Source organism: Serratia ficaria, from assembly GCF_900187015.1.
In the GTDB taxonomy this organism is placed as follows: domain Bacteria; phylum Pseudomonadota; class Gammaproteobacteria; order Enterobacterales; family Enterobacteriaceae; genus Serratia; species Serratia ficaria.
This window is the reverse complement of sequence record NZ_LT906479.1, coordinates 3,590,679-3,614,959: the sequence shown is the minus strand read 5'-3', so window position 1 is coordinate 3,614,959 and position 24,281 is coordinate 3,590,679. Positions and strand designations below refer to the sequence as shown.

The window sequence follows — 24,281 nt, the reverse complement described above, 5'->3', positions numbered from 1 at the left end:
GCGCCCTCGTCATCACCGCCCCAGCGTCACCTCAACCTGATGGACCTTCCCATCGTCGACCAGCGTGATGGTCGGCTCCGGCTGCACGGCGCCGTCTACGCTGACCTGAGTTTCCCCCTCGCCCTGACGCACCACCAGCCGATATTCGCTGCCGCCTTCGCGGTAACTGAGCGTCACCTGCGGCCAGTCGGCCGGCAGGCGGGTGTTGACGGTGAGCCGATCGCCGCGGCGTTTCAGCCCCAGCAGCGACTCCAGGATCAGCCGATACATCCAACCGGCCGAGCCGGTATACCAGCTCCAGCCGCCGCGGCCGATGTGCGGTTCTACCGCGTAAATATCGGCGGTGACCACGTAAGGCTCGACCTTGTAACGCTCGGCGGCGGTGCTGTCCAGGCTGTGGTTGATCGGGTTAATCAGCGCCATCAGCTGCCAGGCGCGTTCGATATCGCCCATTTCGGCGAACGCCATCACCGCCCACACCGCGCCGTGGGTATATTGACCGCCGTTTTCCCGCACTCCGGGCAGATAACCGCGGATATAGCCGGGGTTGGGGCCGTTGCCGTCGAACGGCGGCGTCAACAGTTTGATCAGCCCGGCCTGTGAATCGACCAGGTGTTTATCCAGCGATTGCATCGCCTGCCGGCTGCGCTGCGGTTCGCCCGCGCCGGACAGGATAGACCAGCTCTGCGCGATGGCGTCGATGCGGCACTCCGCCGCCAGGTGCGAGCCCAGCGGCTCTCCGCCGTCGAAGTAGCCGCGGCGATACCACTCGCCGTCCCAGGCGTGCTGGTGCAGATTGCCCTTCAGCGTGGCGGCCTGCTCGCGGCACTGTGCGGCCAGCTCGGCGTCTTTGCGGCGTTCCGCCAGCGCGGCGTAACGCTGCAGGATATGGAACAGGAAGAAACCCAGCCAAACGCTCTCGCCGCGCCCCTCCAGCCCGACCATGTTCATGCCGTCGTTCCAGTCGCCGGCGCCCATCAGCGGCAGCCCGTGCCCGCCGAAGGTCAATCCGTGTTTCAGCGCCCGCACGCCGTGCTGATACAGCGATTCGCGGGTGGCGCTCTGCGCCGGCTGTTCGTAAGAAGACTCTTCGCCCGGCGCCAGCTTGCGCGCTTCCAGGTAACCGACCTGCTCTTCGAGTATGCCGTGATCGTCGGTGGCGTCCAGATAGTGGCAGATCGCCAGCGGCAGCCACAGATAATCGTCGGAGCAGCGGGTGCGTACCCCGTTGCCCTGCGGCGGATGCCACCAGTGCTGCACGTCGCCTTCGATAAACTGACGCGAGGCGCACAGCAGGATTTGTTCGCGCAGCCGCTGCGGCGCGGCGTGGGTCAGCGCCAGCGTATCCTGCAGCTGATCGCGGAAGCCAAAGGCGCCGCCCGACTGATAATAACCGCTGCGCGCCTGAATGCGGCAGGAGAGGGTCTGGTACAGCAGCCAGCCGTTGGCCAGCAGATCGACCGCCGGGTGCGGCGTACCGATCTGCACCTTGTTCAGCATGCCGTCCCAGTGCGCGGCGACCCGTTGCCGCTCGTCCTGCAGTGCGTCCTCGCTCAGGTAGCGCTGCAGCAATGCTTCGGCCTCGTCGGCGTTTTGCCCCAGCCCCAGTGCGAACACCAGGCTGCGCTGGTCGCCGTCGATCAGGCTGAGCGCCGACTGCACCGCGCCGCAGGGATCCAACCCGGCGCCGACCTTGCCGGACAGCCGGCGCAGCTTCAGCACCGCCGGATTGGCCAGCGAGCCGTTGCGGCCGATAAATTCGCGCCGATCGCCGCTGAAGGAACAGTGCGCACCGGTGACGCCAAAGAAGGCGGTGCGCTCGGAGCCGCTGCCGCCGTAGTGGTTGGTGGCTAAAATACCGCAGCCGCCTTCCGGCGCGGCGGCCTGGGTGACGATATGCATGGCCGATTTGTTGCGCAGGTCGCCGAGGATGAACTCCATATAGCCGGTGGCGGACAGCTTGCGGGTGCGGCCGGAGTTGTTGGTCAGCGTCAGCAGGAACAGTTTCACCGGCGCCTCTTGCGCCACCAACAGGGTGAGCTGGCTGTCGATGCCGCCTTCGCGGTGCTCGAACAGGCTGTAGCCGAAGCCGTGGCGCGTCAGGTAGTGGCCGCGGCCGCGGGCCGGCAGCGGCGTGGGCGACCAGACGTGGCCGCTTTCTTCGTCGCGCAGGTAGAACGCTTCGCCGCCGCGATCGCAGACCGGGTCGTTATCCCACGGCGTCAGCCGGTACTCATGGGCGTTTTCATACCAGGTATAGGCCTGGCCGCTCTCCGAGACCACCGTGCCGAACAGCGGATTGGCGATGACGTTCGACCAGGGCGCCGGGGTTACCTTGCTTTCGTTCATCGCGATGACGTATTCGCGCCCGTCGGCGGAGAAGCCGCCCAGCCCGTTATAGAACTGCAGGTCGTCGATGGCCGGCAGCTGCGGCGAATGCAGATTGCGCGGCAGATTGTCCACCGTCGCCAGCTTCGACGAGGCGGTGACCGGCGACAGCGGCTGCTGCAGGGTTTGCGGCAGCTGCAGGCGCTGATTGAGCTGCTCGGTCAGCCCGCCGCGGCGATCGTCGAGGTAAATGTGAGCGACGCTGAGCAGCAATCGGTGATCTTCCACCGACATGTGTTCGCTGGTGCGCACAAAAATACCGCCCGGCTTGTCGGTCAGCGTGGATTCCATGCCGGCGGCGATCAGGCCCATGATCTGATTTTGCAGATCCTGCCGGTAACCGCCGGAATCTTCGTTGAGGATCACCAAATCCACCAGCAGCCCCTTCAGCCGCCAGTAGTTGTGCGCCTGGATCAGCTGTTGCACCAGCGCGATGTTCTCGCCGTCGCTGACCGTCAGCAGCACGATCGGCAGATCGCCGGAGATCGAATGCCCCCACAGCCCGGACTGGCCGCGGCGATTGCTGATGATTTCGCTGCTGGCGGCGCGCATTTCCTGCGCCGGGAACACCACCGCGCCGGCCAGCCGGTTGAACAGGTTGGCGTCTTCCTCCGTGGCGTTCAGCTGGCGCAATACCACCTGGCTGTGCGACCAGGCCAGTTCGAAGACGCGGTCCGCCAGGTGGCGATCGCGATATTTCTCCAGCATCGCCAGGCTGGCCGCGCGGTCTTCGCACACGCCATAGAAAATATCCAGCGTCAGCGGCACGTTGGGCTCCAGCACCACCCGCTGGCGAATGGCGATGATCGGATCGATGACCGGCCCGGCGCTGTTGGTCAACGGCGCATTCTGATACAGCGCCTGCGGATTGGCCGGCGTGCGGCCGCGGCCGATGAACCTGGCGCGGTCGGTTTCGAACGAGGTCTGGCTGCTGTTGCCCTGCACGGTCATCATATGCAGCAGCCACGGGCTTTTCTCCTTGGGTTCGCGCGGGCGGCGGTGGCACAGAATGGCCTCCTGTTCCGGCAACAGTTCGGTTTGCACGAACAGGTTGCTGAACGCCGGGTGGGCCAGATCGTTGTTCGCCGGCGCCAGCACCACTTCGGCATAGCTGGTGATCTCAAGGGTGCGCGGCTGTTTGCCGCGGTTTACCAGCGTCAGGCGGCGCAGCTCGATATCATCTTCCGGCGAAACCACCACCTGGGTTTTGACCGACAGCGAACCCTGCCGGCGCTGGAACTCGGCGCCGGCGTCGTTGAACACCGCGCGATACCCCTTGGCGGCGGCGCCGATCGGCTGCCAGGTATTGCTCCACACCTCGCCGGTCTGCGGATCGCGCAGATAGCAGAAGGCACCCCAGTTATCGCAGGTGGCGTCTTCGCGCCAGCGGGTCAGGGCCAGGTTCTGCCAGCGGCTGTAGCTGCCGCCGGCCTGGGTCAGCATCAGGTGATAATTGGCGTTGGACAGCAGCTGCACTTCCGGCACCGGCGTGTCGACGCGGCTGAACTCGCGCGCGCTGAAGCTGGCCGGCTGAATGGTGCCCTCGTGCGTTTCGAAGTGGCGGCGGGTGCTGTACAGTTCGACCGCATCCGGCACCCGTTCCTGCAGCAGCAGGCGCGCCGACTGGAACGCCGGGTAATGCGCGAAGCGCTCCACCATCGGCGCATCCAGCAGCAGGTGCGACAGCGCCAGGAAGCTCATGCCCTGGTGGTGCGCCATATAGGAACGAACAATCACGTACAGCTGGCCGCGGCTCAGGCGCGCGGTGGTGTAGTCCAGCGCCTCATAGAAACCGTAGCGCCCCTTGGCGCCGTTTTGTTCCAGCGCGATCAGGTTGCTGCAGGCGGCATGCGGATCGACGATCAGGGCCATCACCGTGGCGTAGGGGGCGATGACCATGTCGTCGCCGAGTCCGCGCCTCAGGCCCAGCCCCGGCACGCCAAAGGCGTGGTACTGGTAGTTTTGCTGGGCGTCGAAGCCGAAATAGCCGGATTCGGAAATGCCCCAGGGCACGCCGCGCTCTTTGCCCCAGGCGATTTGCCGTTCTACCGCCGCCCGGCACATTTGCACCAGCAGCGAGTCGGGGTAGGCGGGCATCACCAGCTGCGGCATCAGGTATTCGAACATCGAACCGCTCCACGACATCAGCGCCGGTTCGTTTTCGATCAGGGTAAACAGCCGGCCGAGCGCAAACCAGCTGCGCTGCGGCACCTGGTTGGTGGCGATGGCGACGTAATTGGTCAGGCGAATCTCCGACGCCAGCAGGTCGTATTTGCTGCCGTCCATGCGGTTTTGGTCGCAGTTGAAGCCGACGGCCAGCAGGTGGGTCGATTCGTCGTACAGGAAGTTGAAGTCCATCCGCGCCATGTTTTCCAGCCGCTGCCGCAGGCTGTCCATCTGCGCCAGGCGTTCCTGCGCCAGCGCGCCGGCGGCGTCGAGCCGGCTCTGCTGCTCGGCCGACAGCGCAAGCGGGACGGGCGGGTTGGCCAGCCAGCGCAGGCTGGGCGCCTGCTCCAGCTCGGGCTGGGTATCGCTCAGCCAGCCGAACCACTGCGCCCATTCTGCGCACAGTTCGCCAAGCTGCTGATGCAGCGCGGCGGCCCAGCGTTTGGTTTCTTCGCCGTGATTCAGCGCCGGCTCCTGCAGGCCGTTGCTGTAGTTGCGCATGGCGTTCAGCTCCGCCAACAGGCCGGCTAGCGGGCTGTTTTGCGCTTGTTCCCAGTGTTTGCGCAGCTTGGGCAGGTTTTTCGGCGCGGCGTCTCCCCAGTGCTGCTCCAGCAGCTCCAGGCTGTCGCCGAGCCCGGCCAGCACCCGCTGCGGGTCGATCACCGGCTGGTTGGCCAGCGCGGGCAGCCCGGCGCACAGCGTCAGCAGGTGGCCGGCCAGGTTGCCGCTGTCGACGCTGGAAATATAGCGCGGGTTCAGCGGCTCCAGGGTGCGGGTGTCGTACCAGTTGTACAGATGGCCGCGGTAGTGCTCCATACGATCCAGGGTATTGAGCGTCAGCGCGATGCGCCGCAGCGCCTCGCTCAACGTCAGGTAGCCGAAGTCGCAGGCGGTGAGGTTGGCCAGCAGCGACAGGCCGATATTGGTCGGCGAAGTGCGGTGCGCCACCACCGGCTCAGGGATCTCCTGGTAGTTGTCCGGCGGCAGCCAGTTTTCCTGTTGGTTGACGAAGGTGTTGAAGAAATCCCAGGTCTGGCGGCTGGTGTGGCGCAGGAAGCGGCGCTGTTCGTCGTTCAACGCCGTTTTGCTGCGCTGCGGTTCCAGGCTGAGGTAACACAGCAGGAACGGCGCCAGGATCCACAGGGTAGCAAACGGCAGGGTGATCAGCAGCGCCATGGGGTTATGCAGACAGGTGAGGATCAGCAGCGCGACGCCGGCCAGCGGGTTGATCCACATCGCCCGGTAGAAGTTGGCCGGCGTCACCTGCTGGCGCGATTTGCTCCGATCGTAGCTGGTCCACTCCTGCAGGTTGCGCCGGGTGACCAGCAGCCGCCACAGGGTGACGGCGATCGCCTTCAGGCTGAACAGCGACTCGTGCGGCAGCGTCGCCAGCCGCAGGCCGACCTGCGCCAGCCGGTGCAGCGCCCCGTTCAGCGCCAGCCGCAGGTGCTGGTGGAACGGCCGGCGCGGCGGCTTGCGCACCACATCCTGCAGCAGCGCCAGCAGGGTCGGCAGCAGCAGAATGATGGCGAATACCGCCAGCCAGTAACGGGTGTTCGGCAGCCAGACGAAGCCGCAGAACAGCAACAGCAGCAGGCTGGGCGCCGCCAGGCTGCGGCGCAGGTTGTCGAACAGTTTCCAGCGCGACAGGGTGCTCAGCGGGTTGGCGCAGCGGCTGCCGTCGGCCGTTTTCACCCGCGGCAGCAGCCAGTTGAGCAGCTGCCAGTCGCCGCGGATCCAACGCGAACGGCGCGCCACGTCGACCAGATAGTTGCTGGGATACTGCTCGTACAGCAATACGTCGCTCAGCAGCCCGGAGCGGGCGTAGCAGCCTTCCAGCAGGTCGTGGCTCAGCACCAGGTTTTCCGGACAGGTGCCCTGCAGGCTGCGTGAGAACACGTCCACATCGTAGATGCCCTTGCCGATAAACGACCCTTCGCCGAACAGATCCTGATAGATGTCCGACGCCATCAGCGTATAGGGATCGTTGCCCGGCGTGCTGCTGCACAGGGCGGCGTAGCGGCCCTGACCGTAGCTGGGGATCTCTTCGGCCATGCGCGGCTGCAGAATGGCGTAGCCTTCCACCACCCGTTGCTTGTCGGCATCGTACTGCGGCCGGTTGAGCGGATGCGCCATGGCGGCGATCAGCTGATGGGCGCTTTCGCGCGGCAGCACGGTGTCGCTGTCGAGCGTGATGACGTATTTGACGTTTTTCAGCACCTCCATCCCGATGCCAACCTGGCTGCAAAAGGCGTTGTCGCGGTTGCGCAGCCAGTCGTTCAGCGCATTGAGCTTGCCGCGTTTGCGCTCCAATCCCATCCACACGCCCTGCTTTTCGTTCCATTGGCGGTCGCGGTGGAACAGGAAAAAGTGGCTCGGCCCTTCGCAGGGGTAGCGCGCATTCAGCGCTTCGATTTTTTCCGTGGCGTAGGCCAGCAGCGCGGCATCGTCGGCATGGTGCTGCTCAGGTCCGTCGTTGAAGTCGGTGAGCAGGGCAAAGTGCAGGTGTTTCATCGCGTTGCCCAGGTAACAGACCTCAAGCGCATTGGTCAGCTTGTCGATGCCGCCTTTGCCGTCGAGCAGGGTCGGTATCACCACCAGCGAGCGGAACTCGGACGGAATGCCGCAGGAAAAATCGAGCCGCGGCAGGGGCTGCGGCGCGCGGCTGCGGGTGGTCACTTCGCTGAGCAGGTTGAGCACAAACTGGCTGACGACGATCGCCAGCGGGAAAAACAGCAGCGCCAATCCCCAACCGATGCCGCTGCCGTAGGCGTGGCGCAGCAGCTCCGCGCAGCAGGCGGTGGTGATCAGGCTGAGGCTGCCGAGCCAGGACAGCAGCGGCGCCTGGCTCAACGCATGGCGCAGCCGGGTGATGCGATCGAGCCGCACCTCGAGCTGCTGTTCCAGCTCCGGCCGGCCGTCGTCGATCAGGTAGTAGCCGATGTGATGCAGGCGCGGATCGGCGGCGGGATCTTCGGCCGCCACGCGCGCCATGTTGAGCACATGCCGGGCCACCTGCACCTCGTTGTGCCGGCTGTGGCGCGCCAGCATCTCGATCACGTGGCGGTAGTGGTCGCGGGTGTCGAAGTGCATCATCGGGTAGACCCCGGCCGGATCCTCGCGCAGCGTTTGATCGACCTGGCTCATGGTCTCGACAAATTCCGCCCAGTCCATTTCGCTCAGTTGGCGCAGGCCGGCGATGCTGTTGCTGACCGACAGCTGGCTGGCCGCCAATTGCTGGTTGAAGCGGTGGATCAGTTCGTCGGAGGTCATGCTGACCTCCGCCAGACGCTGTTCCACCCAGGTGAGCGGCAGCGCCAGCATGGTGCCGTGCCCCTGCAGCCGGCGCACCAGCTCGGCGACGAAGGCGCTGGTGCGCGGCGGGTTGGAGCGCGCCATGTCGGCAATCACCACGATCAGGTTGGCCGGATCGTTTTCCGCCGACTCGAGCATTTTGGTCACCCAGTCGTCGGCCAGGTTGCGTTCCCGCTGCGCCTGCGCCACCTCAACGCTGACGCGCCGCAGGTTCTCGATCAGCGCCAGACGCAGCATGCCGGGCAGCGCCCAGAGCTCACCCAGCGTCAGGTTGGTTTCCTTTTGATAGGCGGCGATATAGCGCGTCAGGCTTTCGGCGTCCCAGCGGCCGTCGCCGTGGGCGATAGCTTCGGCGGCGACGTCGTAAATGCGCGGGCAGTTGTGCGGGGCGGCCAGCTGCGGCAGGCCGCGGCCGAAGGTTTTCGGCAGATGGTGGCGTACCACGCGGATCTGCTCTTCGATCAGATAGTAGTTGTCGAGCAGCCATTCTCCGGCGGGCGTCATGCTGGCCTTTTTACCGTTGCTGAGCTGGCGGCAACTTTCCGCCAACACCCGTTCGTTATCATCCAGACGTTTCAGTAAATAGTAGGGGGTCTTACGTGTTGCCAGCTTGTGTGAGCGCGCCAGACGTTGGCCGTAACGTTCCATTTGGTCGACGGAAAACAGTTCGGCCTTGATGGTGCCGCCGAGGGGCTCGGGTTCACCCTTGCCTCGCCGGTCGGCCGACGGTTTTATCCTGGGTGACTTGCGCTGTTTTTTTAACCAATTGATAAGTATTTCTTTCACACAAAAGCTCCTTACATCTGACCAAAAGGGCAGCCGGTGAAACCGCTGGGAGATCGTGAACATCCTGTTTTTCGCGCTGGGCAGATCTGATATGGGTTCGCAGCAGGCAGGAACATGCCTTCTCAGTATAGCCGCTTAATGCCGCGCTGGCTGTTTTTTGAGCTAATTGTTTAGCGTTAATAAACAGTTGTTGGGTGAGGGCCTTGATTCCGCGCCTTTATTTTTTCGCCCGTCTGCGCGGACGGCCCTTTTTTATCGGCGGGCCTTTGGCCTGGACGGCGGAGCTTGTGATGTTTATGTGATTTTTATGTTTTGTTGTTGTGATGAATCTGCGTATTGACCGGCATAAAGTCGCGGAGATATACGGCGTTCTTGCGCTGGCGCAAAAGTTGGCAAAACAACACCCCATATAATACCGGGCATAACTTTTGGCGCGGCAGCGCCAGAGAGGGCCTCAGCCAACTGACCTGTGAGCGAACTATGTCGACAAGTGTTTTTAATCGCCGATGGGCGGCATTGCTGTTGGAAGCGCTGTCCCGCCATGGGGTGCGGCATGTCTGTATCGCTCCGGGCTCGCGTTCCACGCCGCTGACGCTGGCTGCGGCGGCCAACGGGTCTTTTATCTGCCATACCCATTTTGACGAACGCGGGCTGGGCCATTTGGCGCTCGGCCTGGCGAAGGCGACGCGTGAGCCGGTGGCGGTGATCGTCACCTCCGGCACCGCCGCGGCCAATCTTTACCCCGCGCTGATCGAAGCGGGGCTGACGGGCGAAAGGCTGGTGTGCCTCACCGCCGATAGGCCGCCGGAGCTGATCGACTGCGGCGCCAATCAGGCCATTCGCCAGAATGGCCTCTACGCCAGCCACCCCGCATTGCATCTCGATCTGCCGCGCCCGACGCCGGATATTCCGGCCAGTTGGCTGGTGTCCAGCGTTGACAGCGCCATGGCGCGCCTGCAGCACGGCGCATTGCACATCAACTGCCCGTTTGCCGAACCGCTGTACGGCGGTGATGAACGGCGTTATGCCGAGTGGTCGGCGGCGCTGGGCAGCTGGTGGCAAGACGGCGCCCCCTGGCTGCGCGAGCAGGACGCGCGCGCGGTGCAGCCTGAGCCTGACTGGTTCTTCTGGCGGCAGAAACGCGGCGTGGTGGTGGCCGGGCGGATGAGCGCCGAAGAAGGGGCGATGCTGGCCGAGTGGGCCGCCATGCTCGGTTGGCCGGTGATCGGCGACGTGCTGTCGCAGACCGGGCAACCGTTGCCCTGCGCCGATCTCTGGTTGGCGCGGCCGCAGGCTCAGCGCATTTTGCAGGAGGCGCAGCTGGTGCTGCAGTTTGGCGGCAGCCTGACCGGCAAACGCCTGCTGCAGTGGCAGGAAGGGTGCCGCCCCGAAGAATATTGGCTGGTCGACGCGCTGCCGGGGCGGCTCGATCCGGCCCATCACCGCGGGCGCCGCATCTGCGCGGCGATAGCCGAGTGGCTGCCGCTGCATCCGGCACAGCCGCGCAGCCCCTGGGCCGGCGAATTGGCGCGGCTGGCGGAGCAGGCGCTGGACGCGGCTTCCTCCCATCTGATTCATCGCTTCGGCGAGGCGCAGCTGGCGCATCGGCTGCCTGAGCTGCTGCCGGAAAACGGCCAGCTGTTCCTCGGCAACAGCCTGGTGGTGCGTCTGGTCGATGCGTTGACCCGGCTGCCGGCCGGCTATCCGGTCTACAGCAATCGCGGCGCCAGCGGCATCGACGGCCTGATATCCACCGCCGCCGGCGTGCAGCGCGCCACCGCCAAACCGACGCTGGCGCTGGTGGGCGACCTTTCCGCACTGTATGACCTCAACGCGCTGGCGCTGCTGCGGCAGTGCTCCGCGCCGACGGTGCTGTTGGTGGTCAACAACAACGGCGGCCAGATTTTCTCGCTGCTGCCGACGCCGGAAGACGATCGTCAGCGTTTTTACTGCATGCCGCAGGACGTGGAATTCAGCCACGCGGCGGCGATGTTCGGGCTGCGCTACGCGCGGCCGGAAAGCTGGGACCAGCTGCAGCAGGCGGTGGCTCAGGGGTGGCGCCACGTTGGCGCGACGCTGATCGAGCTGCAGGTACCGCCCAGCGACGGGGCCGAGAGCCTGCAGCAGCTGATACGACAGATGGCGGTGCAATGATGCTGGCGACACGCGTTTTACAGCGGGGCGAGGCGGATCGTCCCTGGCTGGTTTGGCTGCACGGCCTGCTGGGCAACAACAATGAATGGCGGGTGATCGCCGCGCGCTGCCCCGAATGGCCGTCGCTGGCCATCGATCTGCCCGGCCATGGCGATTCGGTCGCCGTGGCTTGCCGCGGCTTTGACGATATCAGCGCGCAAATCAGCGCCACGCTGCAGCTGCATGACATTGAACGCTACTGGCTGGTGGGGTATTCGCTGGGCGGGCGCATCGCCATGTATCACGCTTGCCATGGCCGGCTTCAGGGCCTGCAGGGGGCGATCATCGAAGGCGGCAATCCGGGGCTGGACAGCGAAGCACTGCGCGGCCGCCGCCGCGAACAGGATGCCGCCTGGGCCGAGCGTTTTCGCCATCAGCCGGTCGCCGAGGTGCTGGCGGACTGGTACCGGCAGCCGGTGTTTACCGAGCTCAGCCAGGTGCATCGGCAGGCGCTGATCGCCGCGCGCTCCGGCAATAGCGGCGCGGCGGTGGCCGATATGCTGGAGGCCACTTCGCTGGGCCGGCAGCCCTGTCTGGCGCCGCAGCTGCGGCAGCTGGCGGTGCCGCTGCGGGTGTTGTGCGGTGAGAACGACCCCAAATTTCAACGGCTGGCGCGCGACGCCGGGTTGCCGTTGCGCATTGTGCCGCAGGCCGGACATAACGCGCACCTGGCCAATCCGCAGGCGTTCGTCGCCGAGCTGCAGGATTTTCTCGTTAACCCAGGTTAAGGAACCGAATATGCGCTATCCGAATGAAGAACAGCTGTACGCCGCCGTCGACTGGCGGGATTGCTCCGGCGATTTCACCGACGTTCTGTATCACAAGTCCGCCGACGGCATCGCCAAGATCACCATCAACCGGCCGCAGGTGCGCAACGCATTTCGCCCGCACACGGTAAAAGAGATGCTCGACGCGCTGGCCAACGCCCGCTATGACGACGGTATCGGCAGCATTATTCTCACCGGCGCCGGCGATCGGGCCTTCTGCTCCGGCGGCGATCAGAAAGTGCGCGGCGATTACGGCGGCTACCGCGACGACAGCGGCGTGCATCACCTCAACGTGCTCGATTTCCAGCGCCAGATCCGCACCTGCCCGAAACCGGTGGTGGCGATGGTGGCCGGCTACGCGATCGGCGGCGGCCACGTGCTGCACATGATGTGCGATCTGACCGTCGCCGCGGACAACGCCATTTTCGGCCAGACCGGGCCTAAGGTCGGCTCTTTTGACGGCGGTTGGGGCGCATCCTACATGGCGCGCATCGTCGGCCAGAAGAAGGCGCGTGAAATCTGGTTCCTGTGCCGCCAGTATGACGCCGCCGCCGCGCTGGAGATGGGGTTGGTCAACACCGTGGTGCCGCTAGCCGATTTGGAAAGGGAAACCGTGCGCTGGTGCCGTGAAATGCTGCAGAACAGCCCGATGGCGCTGCGCTGTCTGAAAGCGGCGCTGAACGCCGATTGCGACGGCCAGGCCGGGCTGCAGGAGCTGGCGGGCAACGCCACCATGCTGTTCTACATGACCGACGAAGGCCAGGAAGGGCGCAACGCATTCAATGAAAAGCGCCAGCCGGACTTCAGTAAATTCAAGCGTAACCCGTGATGCGTAGCGCGACGCTGTACCGCTACAGTGTGCCGATGGATGCGGGCGTGGTGCTGCGCAATCAGCGGCTGAAAACCCGCGACGGCCTGCTGGTTCGGCTGCGGCAGGGCGAACGGCAGGGCTGGGGCGAAATCGCGCCGCTGCCGGGGTTCAGCGAGGAAACCCTGGCGCAGGCGGAACAGGCCGCGCTGGCCTGGCTGCCGCACTGGCAGGCGGGAGATGACCCGGTCGACAGCCCGCTGCCGTCGGTGGCTTTCGGCCTCAGCTGCGCGCGGGCCGAGCTGGAGCAGCGGCTGCCGCCGCAGGCGGATTACCGCAAGGCGCCGCTGTGCACCGGCGATCCCGATGCGCTGTTCGAGGCGCTGGCCACGCTGCCGGGCGAGAAGGTCGCCAAGGTGAAGGTGGGGCTGTATGAGGCGGTGCGCGACGGCATGATTGTCAACGTGCTGCTGGAGGCGTTGCCGGAACTGCGCCTGCGGCTGGACGCCAACCGCAGCTGGAGCCGCGCCAGGGCCGACGGCTTCGCCAAGTACGTTAATCCGGCGTTGCGCGATCGCATCGCCTATCTCGAAGAACCCTGCCGGACCCGCGCGGAATCGCGCGCATTTGCCCGAGATACCGGCATCGCCATCGCCTGGGACGAAAGCGTGCGCGAGCCCGACTTCGTGGTGCGGGCCGAGCCGGGCGTGGCGGCGATCGTCATCAAGCCGATGCTGACCGGCAGCCTGGAACGTTGCCGCGGGCTGGTGGATCAGGCCCATGCGGCGGGGCTGACGGCGGTGATCGGCTCGAGCATCGAGTCCAGCCTGGGCTTGACCCAGCTGGCGCGCATCGCCCACTGGCTGACGCCGAACACCGTTCCGGGTTTGGATACGCTGGGGTTGATGCAGGCGCAGCTGCTGCGGCCCTGGCCGGACTGTCGGTTGCCGCTGTGGGGGACATCCGCGCTGGCGTGTCTATGGCGCCGTTGAACGATTGGCCGTGGCGCCATTGGGCGCAGCGCCAACCGCAGGCCACGGCGCTGATCGTTGGCCGGCAGCCGGTGAGCTGGCTGGCGCTGCGGCGCCAGGTGGATGAACTGGCGGCGCATTTTCAGCATCAGGGCGTGCAGGCGGGGAGCGGCGTGGCGCTGTGCGGCAACAACAGTTATCCGTTGCTGCTGGCCTATCTGGCGCTGCTGCAGTGCGGCGCACGGCTGTTGCCGCTAAATCCGGCGCTGCCGGCGGCTCAGCTGACCGCGCTGTTGCCCGAGCTGGCGGTGGCTTTCGCTTTCAGCCCCGACGCGCTGCCGGCGTTGCCGACGTGCGTCATCCCACTGACTTCGCCGTCTACCGAGCCGCGCCGGGCCGACCCGCCGTCCTGGGATCCGCGGCGGCTGGCGACGCTGACGCTGACCTCCGGCTCCAGCGGCATGCCCAAGGCGGCGGCGCACAGCTATGCCAATCACCTGGCCAGCGCCGCCGGCGTGCGGCAATTGATGGACTTCCGGCGGCAGGATCGCTGGCTGCTGTCGCTACCGCTGTTTCACGTTTCCGGGCAGGGCATCGTATGGCGCTGGCTGTCGGCGGGCGCCGCGCTGGTGGTGCGCGACAGGCTGCCGCTGGCCGAGGCGCTGGCGGGCTGTACCCATGCCTCGCTGGTGCCGACCCAGCTGTGGCGGCTGTTGGCGCAGCCGCTGGCGGGGCTGAGGCTGAAAGCGGTGCTGTTGGGCGGCGCGACTATCCCGCCAGACCTGACCGGGCAGGCCGAGGCGGCGGGCATTCGCTGCTGGTGCGGTTACGGCCTGACCGAACTGGCCTCGACGGTGTGCGCCAAGCGCGCCGATGCGCGGCCGGGCGTCGGTTTGCCGCTCGCCGGTCGTGAGATAAAACTGGTGGACGAAGAGGTATGGATCCGTGCGGACAGCCTGGCGCTGGGCTACTGGCGTGATGGCGGCCTGCAGCCGCTGGCGGACGCTCAAGGCTGGTTCCGCACCCGCGATCGCGGCGTGATGGCGCAGGGTGAGCTGCGCATTCTCGGCCGGTTGGACAATCTGTTCTTTAGCGGCGGCGAGGGCGTTCAGCCGGAAGATATCGAACGCCTGCTGCTGACCCATCCGCAGATTACGCAGGCGTTCGTGGTGCCGGTGGACGACGCTGAGTTCGGTCAGCGGCCGGTAGCGGTGATCGACAGCGCAACGCCGCTGACGCTGGGGGCGCTGCTGGCGTGGTCGCAGGGCAAGCTGGCCAACTTCCAGCGCCCGGCGGCGCTGTTCGCCTTGCCCGACGAATTGAAACAGGGCGGCATCAAGATCTCGCGCCGCCGGCTGCAGCAGTGGGTGGCGGCGCAGACGTCGCTCGCATAAAAAAACCGCCCGGGGCGCGGGCGGCTTTAATTCAGACCCTGCGGTTTACTTCAGGCCCAGCGCTTTGGCCACGCCGGCGCCGTAATCAGGGTGCACCCTGGTGAACAGATCGACCTGGCGGCGCTGGATCTGCTCCGGCACCTGCGACAGTTCGCCGGCGATGCGGGTGAACATGCGCTGGTGTTCTTCGGCGCTCAACAGGTTAAACAGCGCACGCGGCTGGCTGTAGTAATCGTCGTCTTCGCGGTGGTTCCAGTGGTCGGCCGCGCCTTCGATGCTCAACGGCGGTTCGCTGAAGTCCGGCTGCTCCTGGAACAGGCCGAAACTGTTCGGCTCGTAGGTGGCGCCGTTGCCGCTGTTGCCGTCCACCCGCATCGCACCGTCGCGGTGATAGTTGTGGAACGGACATTTGGCGCCGTTGACCGGGATCTGATGATGGTTGACGCCCAGGCGGTAGCGGTGCGCATCGCCGTAGGAGAACAGCCGCCCCTGCAGCATCTTGTCCGGCGAGAAGCTGACGCCCGGCACCACGTTGGCCGGGTTCATCGCCACCTGCTCAACTTCGGAGAAATAGTTGTCCGGGTTGCGGTTCAGCTCGAAGAAGCCGACGTCGATCAGCGGATAGTCGCCATGCGGCCACACCTTGGTCAGATCGAACGGGTTGTAAGGGGTTTGCGAGGCTTCGTGCTCCGGCATGATCTGGATCTGCAGCTTCCAGCGTGGGAAATCACCGCGTTTGATCGCCTCGAACAGGTCGCGCTGCGAGCTTTCGCGATCCTTGGCGATGATCGCTTCCGCCTCGTCGTCCATCAGGTTCTCGATGCCCTGTTGGCAACGGAAGTGGAATTTCACCCAGAAGCGTTCATTGTCGGCATTGATAAAGCTGAAGGTATGGCTGCCGAAACCGTGCATGTGACGGTAGGATTTCGGGATGCCGCGGTCGCTGAAATCGATGGTCAACTGGTGCAGCGACTCCGGCAGGTGGGAGAAGAAGTCCCATTTGTATACCGGGTTGCGCAGGTTGGTGTGCGGATCGCGTTTCACCACGTGGTTGAGGTCGGGGAATTTCAGCGGATCGCGCAGGTAGAATACCGGCGTATCGTTGCCCACCAGATCCCAGTTGCCTTCTTCGGTATAGAACTTCATCGCGAAGCCGCGGATATCGCGTTCGGCATCGGCGGCGCCGCGTTCACCGGCGACGGTGGAGAAGCGGATGAACATGTCGGTCTGCTTGCCGATTTCAGAGAAGATTTTCGCGCGGGTGTATTGGGTAATGTCGTGGGTGACGGTAAAGGTGCCGTAGGCGCCGGAACCTTTGGCGTGCATGCGGCGCTCGGGGATCACTTCGCGGTCGAAGTGGGCCAGTTTTTCCAGGAACCACACGTCTTGCAGCAGCATCGGCCCGCGTTTGCCCGCGGTGATCACGTTGTTGTTATCGACAACCGGTGCGCCGGCTGCGGTAGTCAGTCCTTTCTTGCTCATCACTTGCTCCTTATCGTATTGCAACTGAGTTGATACTCGGGCGGTTTAAGCGTTCATCATCATAGTCCTGCCGGTAGGCTTTTCCCCTGACCGGGGTCAAAACCACTACTAGTTGTAGACCTTTAGCCGCCGCTCGGCAAATAGGTGCGAGTTATCGCTGGCGTCAGCGCCGCGAATTTGATTTCTGTTTTCACAAATTTACATTTCTTTGATTAGTTAAGCATTTTTTCGCTTTTATCCCTTAAAGAGTCGTTGTGCTTTGGTATAGACTCGTGACGGTATTATTGGCAGTTGACTCGATCATTCTGAATGGATGACAAAACCAGAGGGAAAGATGATGAAAAAGACTTGGGTCGCGTGCGCGGCAGGCCTGCTGTTGGTGACCGGTTCGGCGAGCGCCGTCAGCCTGTCTGGCGAAGCCGGGGAGCATTATACCAATCTGGGCGTCGGCATGAGCACCGGTTCTTCCGGCCTGGGCCTGACCGGTAACTGGGCGCGCAGCGACCATGACGGCAACGTCGGCAGTCTGGGGTTGAACTTCGGCGTGCCGCTGGGGCCGTTGACGGCGACGGTGGGCGGCAAGGCGCTGTACCTCAGCCCCAAAGACGGAAAAAGCGGCGGGGCGCTGGCGCTGGGCGGCGGCCTGGAATGGGTGATTAACCGCTATTTCAGCCTGCACGGCGAAGGGTACTTCGCGCCGGAGTCGTTGACCAGCGGCGTCAAGGCCTATAACGAGGCCAGCGGCGGCCTGCGCTGGAATGTCTTCCGTCCGCTGAGCGTGGACGTGGGTTACCGCTACATGCAGATGGCAGGCAAGGACGGGCGCCGCGACAACACGCTGGCCGATGGTCCGTACATCGGCGTTGGCCTGAGCTTCTGACGCAGCAAAAAGGGGGCTTGCGGCCCCCTTGTTTCGACAACCAATGAGTTACCCCACCGCGGGCAGCATGCCGCTGGCGATGCCCAGCTGAATGGCAATGACCGTGACCCCGCAGACAAACACCAGCGCCAGCGCCGGCGTGCCGCCCCAGACGCGGTATTGCGCCTGATGCTTCTGACGCGTTTTCCACACCAGCAGCGACGGCAGCAGCAGCGCCAGCACCGACAGCGCGATGGCGGCGAAGCCCAGCGCCAGCACGAAGCCGCGCGGATAGAACAGGGCGAAGGCCAGCGGCGGCAGGAAGGTGATGGCGCCGGTCTGCAGGCGGCCGCGCACGTTATCCCGCCGTTTGAACAGGTCGGCCAGGAAATCGAACAACCCGAGCGCCACGCCGAGGAACGAGGTGGCCAGCGCCAGATCGGCGAACAGATGCACCGCCAGTTCCACGTGCGGTGAGGCTACCGCGTCGCGCACCGCCTGCAGCAAGCCGTTCAGCCCGGCCTGCTGGGCCAGGATGCCGACGAAGGTGTCGGAGCTGATGCTGCCCAGCGTGGCCAGCTGCCAGAAGATGTAGGCCACCAGCGGAATGGCGCTGCCGATGATGAATATCCAGCGCAGCCGGCGAATGTTGCCGCCCATGTAGTTGACGATGCTCGGCACGCTGCCGTGAAAACCGAAAGAGGTGAAGATCACCGGGATGGCGGAGAGCGCCAACCCTTGCTCCAGCGGCAACGTCATCAGGTTGGTTTGGTGAATATTCGGCAGCATCAGACCGAGCATCACCACCAGGAACACCACCTTGGCGCTGAACAGGATGCGGTTGAACAGGTCGACCGAATGGGTGCCGATGCAGACTACGCCGCCGGCCACCAGGGTAAACAGCAATACGCCGAGCGTGGTGGGGAAGTCCTGCGACGTCCACTGGCTGATGCTGGTCGCCAGCAACTCTCCGGCGCCGCTGATGTAGGCGGCGGTCAGGGCGTACATCAAAAACATCATGCTGAAGCTGGTCAGCCATTGGCCGCCGCCGCCGAGGTAGCGTTTGGCGAGGGTGCCGAGGCCGGTATCCGCCTTCTCGTGCTGGTAAACCTCAACCAGCAGCAGCGCGGTGTAACACATCAACAGCCACAGCCCGACCAGTAAAGCCAGGGTAACGCCGAAGCCGACGCCCGCCGCCGCCAGCGGCATCGCGAGCATGCCGGCGCCGATGGAGGTGCCCGCCACGATAAAAACACTGCCAAGAGTGCGATTCTTCACGTTTTTCTCTACCAGCCAAAGATTTTGGAAAATTATAGGTAACTAATTCTGAGTGCGGCAGGATAGTTGATCGACTATTTTGTGTCAAACCGACGTTACGGCTTGTGTTCAATAATGTTTACGGCGGGGTGGGCGGCGCGGCGGCGCTAAAAAATGCCCCTGAGCGAAATTATCCGGCGACGCTTAGTGAAAAGTTATTTACAGGCTTCTATAGTGGAATGACCAGAAAATGTGGGAGAGATCAATGTTAAGGGTGGAGATGCTCAGCACCGGTGACGAAGTGCTGCACGGGCAAATTATTGATACCAACGCCGCCTGGCTGGCGGACTTTCTGTTCCAGCAAGGCATGCCGATGAGCGGGCGCGAAACGGTAGGGGACAGCCTCTCCTCTCTGGTCGAAACGCTGCGGGAGCGCAGCCATATCGCCGATGTGCTGATCGTCAACGGTGGGCTGGGGCCGACCAGCGACGACCTCAGCGCGCTGGCGGCCGCCACGGCCAGCGGCGTCGGGCTGGTCGAACACGCCGAATGGCTGGCGCGCATCGAAGCTTATTTTGCCGAACGCGGCCGGCCGATGGCCGCCTCCAACCGCAAGCAGGCGCAGATCCCGACCAACGCCGAAATGCTGGACAACCCGGTCGGCACCGCCTGCGGTTTTGCGCTGCGGCTGAACAAATGCCTGATGTTCTTCACGCCGGGCGTGCCCTCCGAATTTAAAGTGATGGTCGAACAGCAGATAGTACCGCGTTTGCGCCAGCGATTTACCCTGCCTGAACCGCCGTTGTGCCTGCGCTTGACCACCTTCGGCACCTCGGAAAGCGATCTGGCCGCCGAACTCGACGGCATGCCGTTGCCGCCGCAGGTGGTGCTGGGGTATCGCTCTTCCAGCCCGATTATCGAACTGAAGCTGACCGGCCCGGTCAGCCAGCGCGCAGCGATGGAGCAGGCCTGGGAGCGGGTGCGCGCCGTGGCGGGGGACAACTGTATCTTTGAAGGCACGGTCGGCCTGCCGGCCCTGCTGGCGCAGCGCTTAACGCAGCAGGGGCTGAAGCTGGCGCTGAGCGAGCAGTTCAGCGCCGGGCTGATCAATCTGCAGCTGCAGAGCGAAGCCGCGCCGCTGGCCGGCGGTGAATTGCTGCCCGCCCACTGTGTCGAAACGCTGGAAACCAGCCTGGCGCGCGCCCGTTCGCTGGCGGAGCTGACCGGCGCGCCGCTGGCGCTGGCGGTCAGCGCCATGAGTGACGAGCAGGTCAGCGTGGCGCTGCATACGCCGCGCGGCGGCATCGGCCAGACCGTACGTTATCGCGCATCTCGCCACGGGCTACGCCTGCGCCAGGAGTCGGTGGCGATGCTGGCGCTGGACATGCTGCGGCGTTGGCTGAATGGCGAGCAGGCATGTGGTAAAAACGCCTGGTTGGAGATCGTTGAAGTCATCGAGTAACAATGCTTGATGGTGGTGATATATCCCTTATTAATCATAATATTATAGGGGATATTCGCGGTGGGAGAATGCTGTTACTCTCAGTGCGGGTGCTTGAGACTGTTCGTCTTGGGCATTGTGTGACAAGGCGGATAGATGAAAGCCCCAGACTGACTCTCAATCAGAATGGGGCTGCACATACCGCCTAGACACCGGTATGGTAGCCCCTTCACAGCAAGGAGGCAAGCATGTATAAAAAACATGCGCTATACGCGTTAACTGTTGTATGTATTACGGTTTTGATATTTGGATGGATGATGAAAGATCGCTTTTGCGGGTTGGAAATCTACCAGAAAGATATCACTGTCCTAATGACGTTAACCTGTATGTGAAGCGGTAAATCATAGGGCGGGGGCAACCCCGCCTTCTGGTCTCCTGGCGCGGTTTCAGGCACCCAACCCATTAGATTTCCAGCTCGATATCGGTCAGCGGCATGCAGCAGCAGGGCAGGATTTCGCCGTCGTTGATAAACGCCAGCGGCTGTTGGCGATAGGTCACTTCCCCTTTCACCAGCTTCAGGCGGCAGGCGCCGCAATAGCCGGAACGGCACTGATATTCCACCTGCACGTCGTGCAGTTCCAGCACGTCGAGCAGGCAGCTTTCGCTTTTCGGGCAGGGCAGCTGCGCACCGGCGGTGCGCAGCGTTACGGTTGGCGTCGCCATCGCTTAGAGTTCGAAGTCGCTCAGGTCGTCGGCGTGCACTTCCGAGTCGATCTGGCCGACCAGGTAGGAGCTGACTTCCACTTCCTGCGGCGCGACCTGTACGTTGTCGGACACCAGCCAGGCGTTGATCCACGGGATCGGGTTGGAGCGGGTTTCGAACGGCAGGCCGAGGCCGACCGCCTGCATGCGGATATTGGTGATGTACTCCACATATTGGCACAGAATGTCTTTGTTCAGGCCGATCATCGAGCCGTCGCGGAACAGGTATTCCGCCCACTCTTTTTCCTGCTGGGCGGCCAGCACGAACAGATCGTAGCACTGCTGCTGGCACTCGACGGCGATTTCCGCCATTTCCGGGTCATCGGCGCCCGAGCGCATCAGGTTCAGCATGTGCTGAGTGCCGGTCAGGTGCAGCGCTTCGTCGCGGGCGATCAGTTTGATGATCTTGGCGTTGCCTTCCATCAGTTCGCGCTCGGCGAAGGCGAAGGAGCAGGCGAAGCTGACGTAGAAGCGGATCGCTTCCAGCGCGTTGACGCTCATCAGGCACAGGTAAAGCTGCTTCTTCAGCGCGCGCAGGTTAACGGTAACGCTGTTGCCGTTCACCTGGTGGGTGCCTTCACCCAGCAGATGGTAATAGCTGGTCATTTCGATCAGATCGTCGTAGTAGCCGGAAATGTCTTTCGCGCGCTTGAGGATCTCTTCGTTGGTGACGATATCGTCGAACACCAGCGCCGGATCGTTGACGATGTTGCGGATGATATGGGTGTAAGAACGCGAGTGGATGGTCTCGGAGAAGGACCAGGTTTCCACCCAGGTTTCCAATTCAGGAATGGAGATCAGCGGCAGCAGCGCCACGTTCGGGCTGCGGCCCTGGATCGAGTCCAGCAGCGTCTGGTACTTCAGGTTGCTGATGAAGATGTGCTTCTCATGATCCGGCAGCGCCTGATAGTCGATGCGATCGCGGGACACGTCAACTTCTTCCGGACGCCAGAAGAAGGACAGCTGCTTCTCGATCAGCTTTTCGAAGATTTCATGCTTTTGCTGGTCGAAACGGGCAACGTTAACCGACTGGCCGAAAAACATCGGCTCCAGCAGCTGGTCGTTTTTATTCTGAGAAAAAGTGGTGTAAGCCATAAACCTGAATCCATCGTAATAGAAGGGGCCGGAAAATTCCGGCCCGCTGTGTTAAAGCTTTAGATTTTGCAGGCGCCGCTTTCGCAGTCGTCATCGCCGGCCTTGGTTGGCTGCAAATCTTCCTGTACGTCTTCCGCACCGTCGCGGGTGTTTTGGTAGTACAGCGTCTTGACGCCAAACTTGTAGGTGGTGAGCAGGTCTTTCAACAGCTGCTTCATCGGCACCTTGCCGCCCGGGAAACGGGTCGGATCGTAGTTGGTGTTGGCGGAAATCGACTGGTCGATAAACTTCTGCATCAGGCCGACCAGTTGCAGGTAACCGTCGTTGTTCGGCATTTCCCACAGCAGTTCGTAGTCGTTTTTCAGGCGCTCGTACTCCGGCACCACCTGGCGCAGGATGCCGTCTTTCGACGCCTTGATGCTGATATGGCCGCGCGGCGGCTCGATGCCGTTGGTGGCGTTGGAAATCTGCGAAGAGGTTTCCGACGGCATCAGCGCAGACAGGGTCGAGTTGCGCAGGCCGGTTTCCTGGATGTCCTTGCGCAGGGTTTCCCAGTCGTAGTGCAGCGGCTCGCTGCAGACGGTATCCAGGTCTTTCTTGTAGGTGTCGATCGGCAGGATGCCCTGCGAATAGGTGGTTTCGTTGAACCACGGGCAGGCGCCCTGTTCCTGAGCCAGACGGTTGGAGGCTTTCAGCAGGTAGTACTGAATGGCTTCGAAGGTCTTGTGGGTCAGGTTGTTGGCGCTGCCGTCGGAGTAGCGCACGCCGTTCTTCGCCAGATAATAGGCGAAGTTGATCACGCCGATGCCCAGGGTGCGACGCCCCATGGCGCCACGGTGAGCGGCTTTGATCGGGTAGTCCTGGTAGTCCAGCAGGGCGTCGAGAGAACGCACCGCCAGGGTCGCCAGCTCTTCCAGATCGTCCAGGCTGTCGATGGCGCCCAGGTTGAAGGCGGACAGCGTACACAGGGCGATTTCGCCGTTTTCGTCGTTGACGTCGTCCAGCGGCTTGGTCGGCAACGCGATTTCCAGGCACAGGTTCGACTGGCGCACCGGCGCGATCTGCGGATCGAACGGGCTGTGGGTGTTGCAGTGGTCGACGTTCTGGATGTAGATGCGGCCGGTAGAGGCGCGTTCCTGCATCATCAGCGAGAACAGCTCAACCGCCTTCACGCGCTTCTGGCGAATGCTGTCGTCCTGCTCGTACCGGGTGTACAGGCGTTCGAACTCGTCCTGATCGGCGAAGAACGCATCGTACAGGCCCGGCACGTCGGACGGGCTGAACAGGGTGATGTCCTGGCCCTTGATCAGGCGCTGGTACATCAGGCGGTTCAGCTGCACGCCGTAGTCCATGTGGCGCACGCGGTTGCCTTCAACGCCGCGGTTGTTTTTCAGCACCAGCAGGCTTTCCACTTCCAGATGCCACATCGGGTAGAACAGCGTCGCTGCGCCACCGCGCACGCCGCCCTGCGAGCAGGACTTAACGGCGGTCTGGAAATGCTTGTAGAACGGGATACAGCCGGTGTGGAACGCTTCACCGCCGCGGATCGGGCTGCCCAGCGCGCGGATGCGGCCGGCGTTGATGCCGATGCCGGCGCGCTGCGAAACGTATTTCACGATGGCGCTGGAGGTGGCGTTGATGGAATCCAGGCTGTCGCCGCACTCGATCAGCACGCAAGAGCTGAACTGGCGGGTCGGGGTGCGCACGCCGGACATGATCGGCGTAGGCAGCGAAATCTTGAAGGTGGAAATCGCGTCGTAGAAACGTTTGACGTAGTCCAGACGGGTTTCACGCGGGTAGTTGGAGAACAGGCAGGCGGAGACCAGGATGTACAGGAACTGGGCGCTCTCGTAGATCTCGCCGCTGACGCGGTTCTGCGCCAGGTATTTGCCTTCCAGCTGCTTGACTGCCGCGTAGGAGAAGTTCATGTCACGCCAGTGATCGATAAAGGAGTCCATCTGCTCGAACTCTTCAGCGCTGTAGTCTTCCAGCAGATGCTTATCGTACTTGCCCATCTCTACCATGCGGGTCACGTGAGCGTGCAGCTTCGGCGGTTCGAACTGGCCGTAAGCCTTTTTGCGCAGGTGGAAAATCGCCAGGCGGGCGGCCAGATATTGATAGTCCGGCGCATCGCGGGAGATCAGATCGGCAGCGGCTTTGATGATGGTTTCATGAATGTCGGCGGTTTTGATGCCGTCATAAAACTGAATGTGCGAACGCAACTCTACTTGAGAAACCGAGACGTTGTTTAACCCTTCCGCGGCCCAGTCGATGACCCGGTGGATTTTGTCGAGGTTGATGCGCTCTTTACGGCCATCGCGTTTAGTTACAAGCAGACTTTGGTTCATGTGGTGTTTTACCTGTCCGTATGGTGCCCCTAAGCAGAAGTGTAGTAGCTCTGCTCAGTATGTAAACACTATATATAGGGGTTGTATGTCGGTGAGGTAACAAGATAGTGAGAAAACAGGGCGTTTGCAAGTGAACAAAACCGGCCTAATTTGTGGATAACTTGGGGGTGAAATGTGACTTCCTGTTCTGAGTGCGCGCTGTGACTGGCGCGGCAAGCTTGTCAATATCCGGGATAAGATTTTACTGAG

At 63.3% G+C, this 24,281-nt stretch carries 14 protein-coding genes; 8 read left to right on the top strand and 6 right to left on the bottom strand.

Annotated elements, in window-relative coordinates; translation table 11 throughout:
* Positions 1–12 precede the first annotated feature (12 nt).
* Positions 13–8,655, bottom strand: a complete 8,643-nt coding sequence (locus tag CKW09_RS17020; protein WP_095098541.1) for a glycoside hydrolase family 94 protein — start codon at positions 8,653–8,655, stop codon at positions 13–15.
* Between the two features lie 480 nt (positions 8,656–9,135).
* Here CKW09_RS17020 and menD point away from each other — a divergent pair, with 480 nt between their 5' ends.
* From menD to menE, 5 genes are read left to right on the top strand one after another with little or no spacing between them, the layout of a single operon-like run.
* A complete protein-coding gene (gene menD, locus CKW09_RS17015; RefSeq protein ID WP_095098540.1) occupies positions 9,136–10,809 on the top strand; it encodes a 2-succinyl-5-enolpyruvyl-6-hydroxy-3-cyclohexene-1-carboxylic-acid synthase in 1,674 nt (557 codons plus the stop codon).
* Positions 10,806–11,576, top strand: coding sequence for a 2-succinyl-6-hydroxy-2,4-cyclohexadiene-1-carboxylate synthase (menH, locus tag CKW09_RS17010; protein ID WP_061795818.1), 771 nt, complete (start codon positions 10,806–10,808; stop codon positions 11,574–11,576). Before menD ends, menH begins: the two co-directional genes overlap by 4 nt.
* Before the next feature lie 10 nt (positions 11,577–11,586).
* Positions 11,587–12,444 carry a 1,4-dihydroxy-2-naphthoyl-CoA synthase gene (gene menB, locus CKW09_RS17005; protein WP_095098538.1) on the top strand — a complete coding sequence of 286 codons (858 nt, stop codon included), beginning with the start codon at positions 11,587–11,589 and terminating at the stop codon, positions 12,442–12,444.
* Positions 12,444–13,415 (top strand): o-succinylbenzoate synthase, encoded by a 972-nt coding sequence (menC, locus tag CKW09_RS17000; protein ID WP_095098536.1) that lies wholly within the window; start codon positions 12,444–12,446, stop codon positions 13,413–13,415. Before menB ends, menC begins: the two co-directional genes overlap by 1 nt.
* Entirely contained in the window at positions 13,403–14,788 is a 1,386-nt protein-coding gene (gene menE, locus CKW09_RS16995) for an o-succinylbenzoate--CoA ligase (RefSeq protein ID WP_061795821.1), read from the top strand. The genes menC and menE overlap by 13 nt, the downstream gene beginning before the upstream one ends.
* Before the next feature lie 45 nt (positions 14,789–14,833).
* On the opposite strand, the gene katA is transcribed toward menE, so the two are convergent.
* Positions 14,834–16,270 carry a catalase KatA gene (gene katA / locus CKW09_RS16990; RefSeq protein WP_061795822.1) on the bottom strand — a complete coding sequence of 479 codons (1,437 nt, stop codon included), beginning with the start codon at positions 16,268–16,270 and terminating at the stop codon, positions 14,834–14,836.
* A gap of 337 nt (positions 16,271–16,607) precedes the next feature.
* Here katA and CKW09_RS16985 point away from each other — a divergent pair, with 337 nt between their 5' ends.
* Positions 16,608–17,150 carry a YfaZ family outer membrane protein gene (locus CKW09_RS16985; protein ID WP_061795823.1) on the top strand — a complete coding sequence of 181 codons (543 nt, stop codon included), beginning with the start codon at positions 16,608–16,610 and terminating at the stop codon, positions 17,148–17,150.
* A 48-nt stretch (positions 17,151–17,198) separates the two neighbouring features.
* Here the strand turns inward: CKW09_RS16985 and tyrP are convergent, their stop codons facing one another.
* Positions 17,199–18,407 (bottom strand): tyrosine transporter TyrP, encoded by a 1,209-nt coding sequence (gene tyrP / locus CKW09_RS16980; protein ID WP_061795824.1) that lies wholly within the window; start codon positions 18,405–18,407, stop codon positions 17,199–17,201.
* Between the two features lie 244 nt (positions 18,408–18,651).
* Here tyrP and CKW09_RS16975 point away from each other — a divergent pair, with 244 nt between their 5' ends.
* The gene (locus CKW09_RS16975; protein ID WP_095098533.1) at positions 18,652–19,848 is read left to right on the top strand and encodes a nicotinamide mononucleotide deamidase-related protein YfaY; all 1,197 of its coding nucleotides are present in this window, start codon (positions 18,652–18,654) and stop codon (positions 19,846–19,848) included.
* A gap of 227 nt (positions 19,849–20,075) precedes the next feature.
* Entirely contained in the window at positions 20,076–20,219 is a 144-nt protein-coding gene (locus CKW09_RS24995) for a Hok/Gef family protein (protein ID WP_095098523.1), read from the top strand.
* Between the two features lie 70 nt (positions 20,220–20,289).
* Here CKW09_RS24995 and yfaE read toward each other — a convergent pair whose 3' ends face one another.
* From yfaE to nrdA, 3 genes are read right to left on the bottom strand one after another with little or no spacing between them, the layout of a single operon-like run.
* Positions 20,290–20,550: a class I ribonucleotide reductase maintenance protein YfaE gene (gene yfaE, locus CKW09_RS16965; protein WP_061795826.1), complete on the bottom strand. Its 261-nt coding sequence runs from the start codon at positions 20,548–20,550 to the stop codon at positions 20,290–20,292.
* Positions 20,551–20,553: 3 nt separating this feature from the next.
* Positions 20,554–21,684 (bottom strand): class Ia ribonucleoside-diphosphate reductase subunit beta, encoded by a 1,131-nt coding sequence (gene nrdB / locus CKW09_RS16960; RefSeq protein WP_095098519.1) that lies wholly within the window; start codon positions 21,682–21,684, stop codon positions 20,554–20,556.
* A gap of 59 nt (positions 21,685–21,743) precedes the next feature.
* Entirely contained in the window at positions 21,744–24,032 is a 2,289-nt protein-coding gene (gene nrdA / locus CKW09_RS16955; RefSeq protein ID WP_061795828.1) for a class 1a ribonucleoside-diphosphate reductase subunit alpha, read from the bottom strand.
* Positions 24,033–24,281: the final 249 nt, after the last annotated feature.

Bases quoted from the DNA above. Each gene is read 5' to 3' on its own strand.
- menD (WP_095098540.1), top strand. From the start codon at position 9,136: ATGTCGACAAGTGTTTTTAATCGCCGATGGGCGGCATTGCTGTTGGAA.
- menH (WP_061795818.1), top strand. From the start codon at position 10,806: ATGATGCTGGCGACACGCGTTTTACAGCGGGGCGAGGCGGATCGTCCC.
- menB (WP_095098538.1), top strand. From the start codon at position 11,587: ATGCGCTATCCGAATGAAGAACAGCTGTACGCCGCCGTCGACTGGCGG.
- menC (WP_095098536.1), top strand. From the start codon at position 12,444: ATGCGTAGCGCGACGCTGTACCGCTACAGTGTGCCGATGGATGCGGGC.
- menE (WP_061795821.1), top strand. From the start codon at position 13,403: ATGGCGCCGTTGAACGATTGGCCGTGGCGCCATTGGGCGCAGCGCCAA.
- katA (WP_061795822.1), bottom strand. From the start codon at position 16,270: ATGAGCAAGAAAGGACTGACTACCGCAGCCGGCGCACCGGTTGTCGAT.
- CKW09_RS16985 (WP_061795823.1), top strand. From the start codon at position 16,608: ATGAAAAAGACTTGGGTCGCGTGCGCGGCAGGCCTGCTGTTGGTGACC.
- CKW09_RS16975 (WP_095098533.1), top strand. From the start codon at position 18,652: ATGTTAAGGGTGGAGATGCTCAGCACCGGTGACGAAGTGCTGCACGGG.
- CKW09_RS24995 (WP_095098523.1), top strand. From the start codon at position 20,076: ATGTATAAAAAACATGCGCTATACGCGTTAACTGTTGTATGTATTACG.
- yfaE (WP_061795826.1), bottom strand. From the start codon at position 20,550: ATGGCGACGCCAACCGTAACGCTGCGCACCGCCGGTGCGCAGCTGCCC.
- nrdB (WP_095098519.1), bottom strand. From the start codon at position 21,684: ATGGCTTACACCACTTTTTCTCAGAATAAAAACGACCAGCTGCTGGAG.
- nrdA (WP_061795828.1), bottom strand. From the start codon at position 24,032: ATGAACCAAAGTCTGCTTGTAACTAAACGCGATGGCCGTAAAGAGCGC.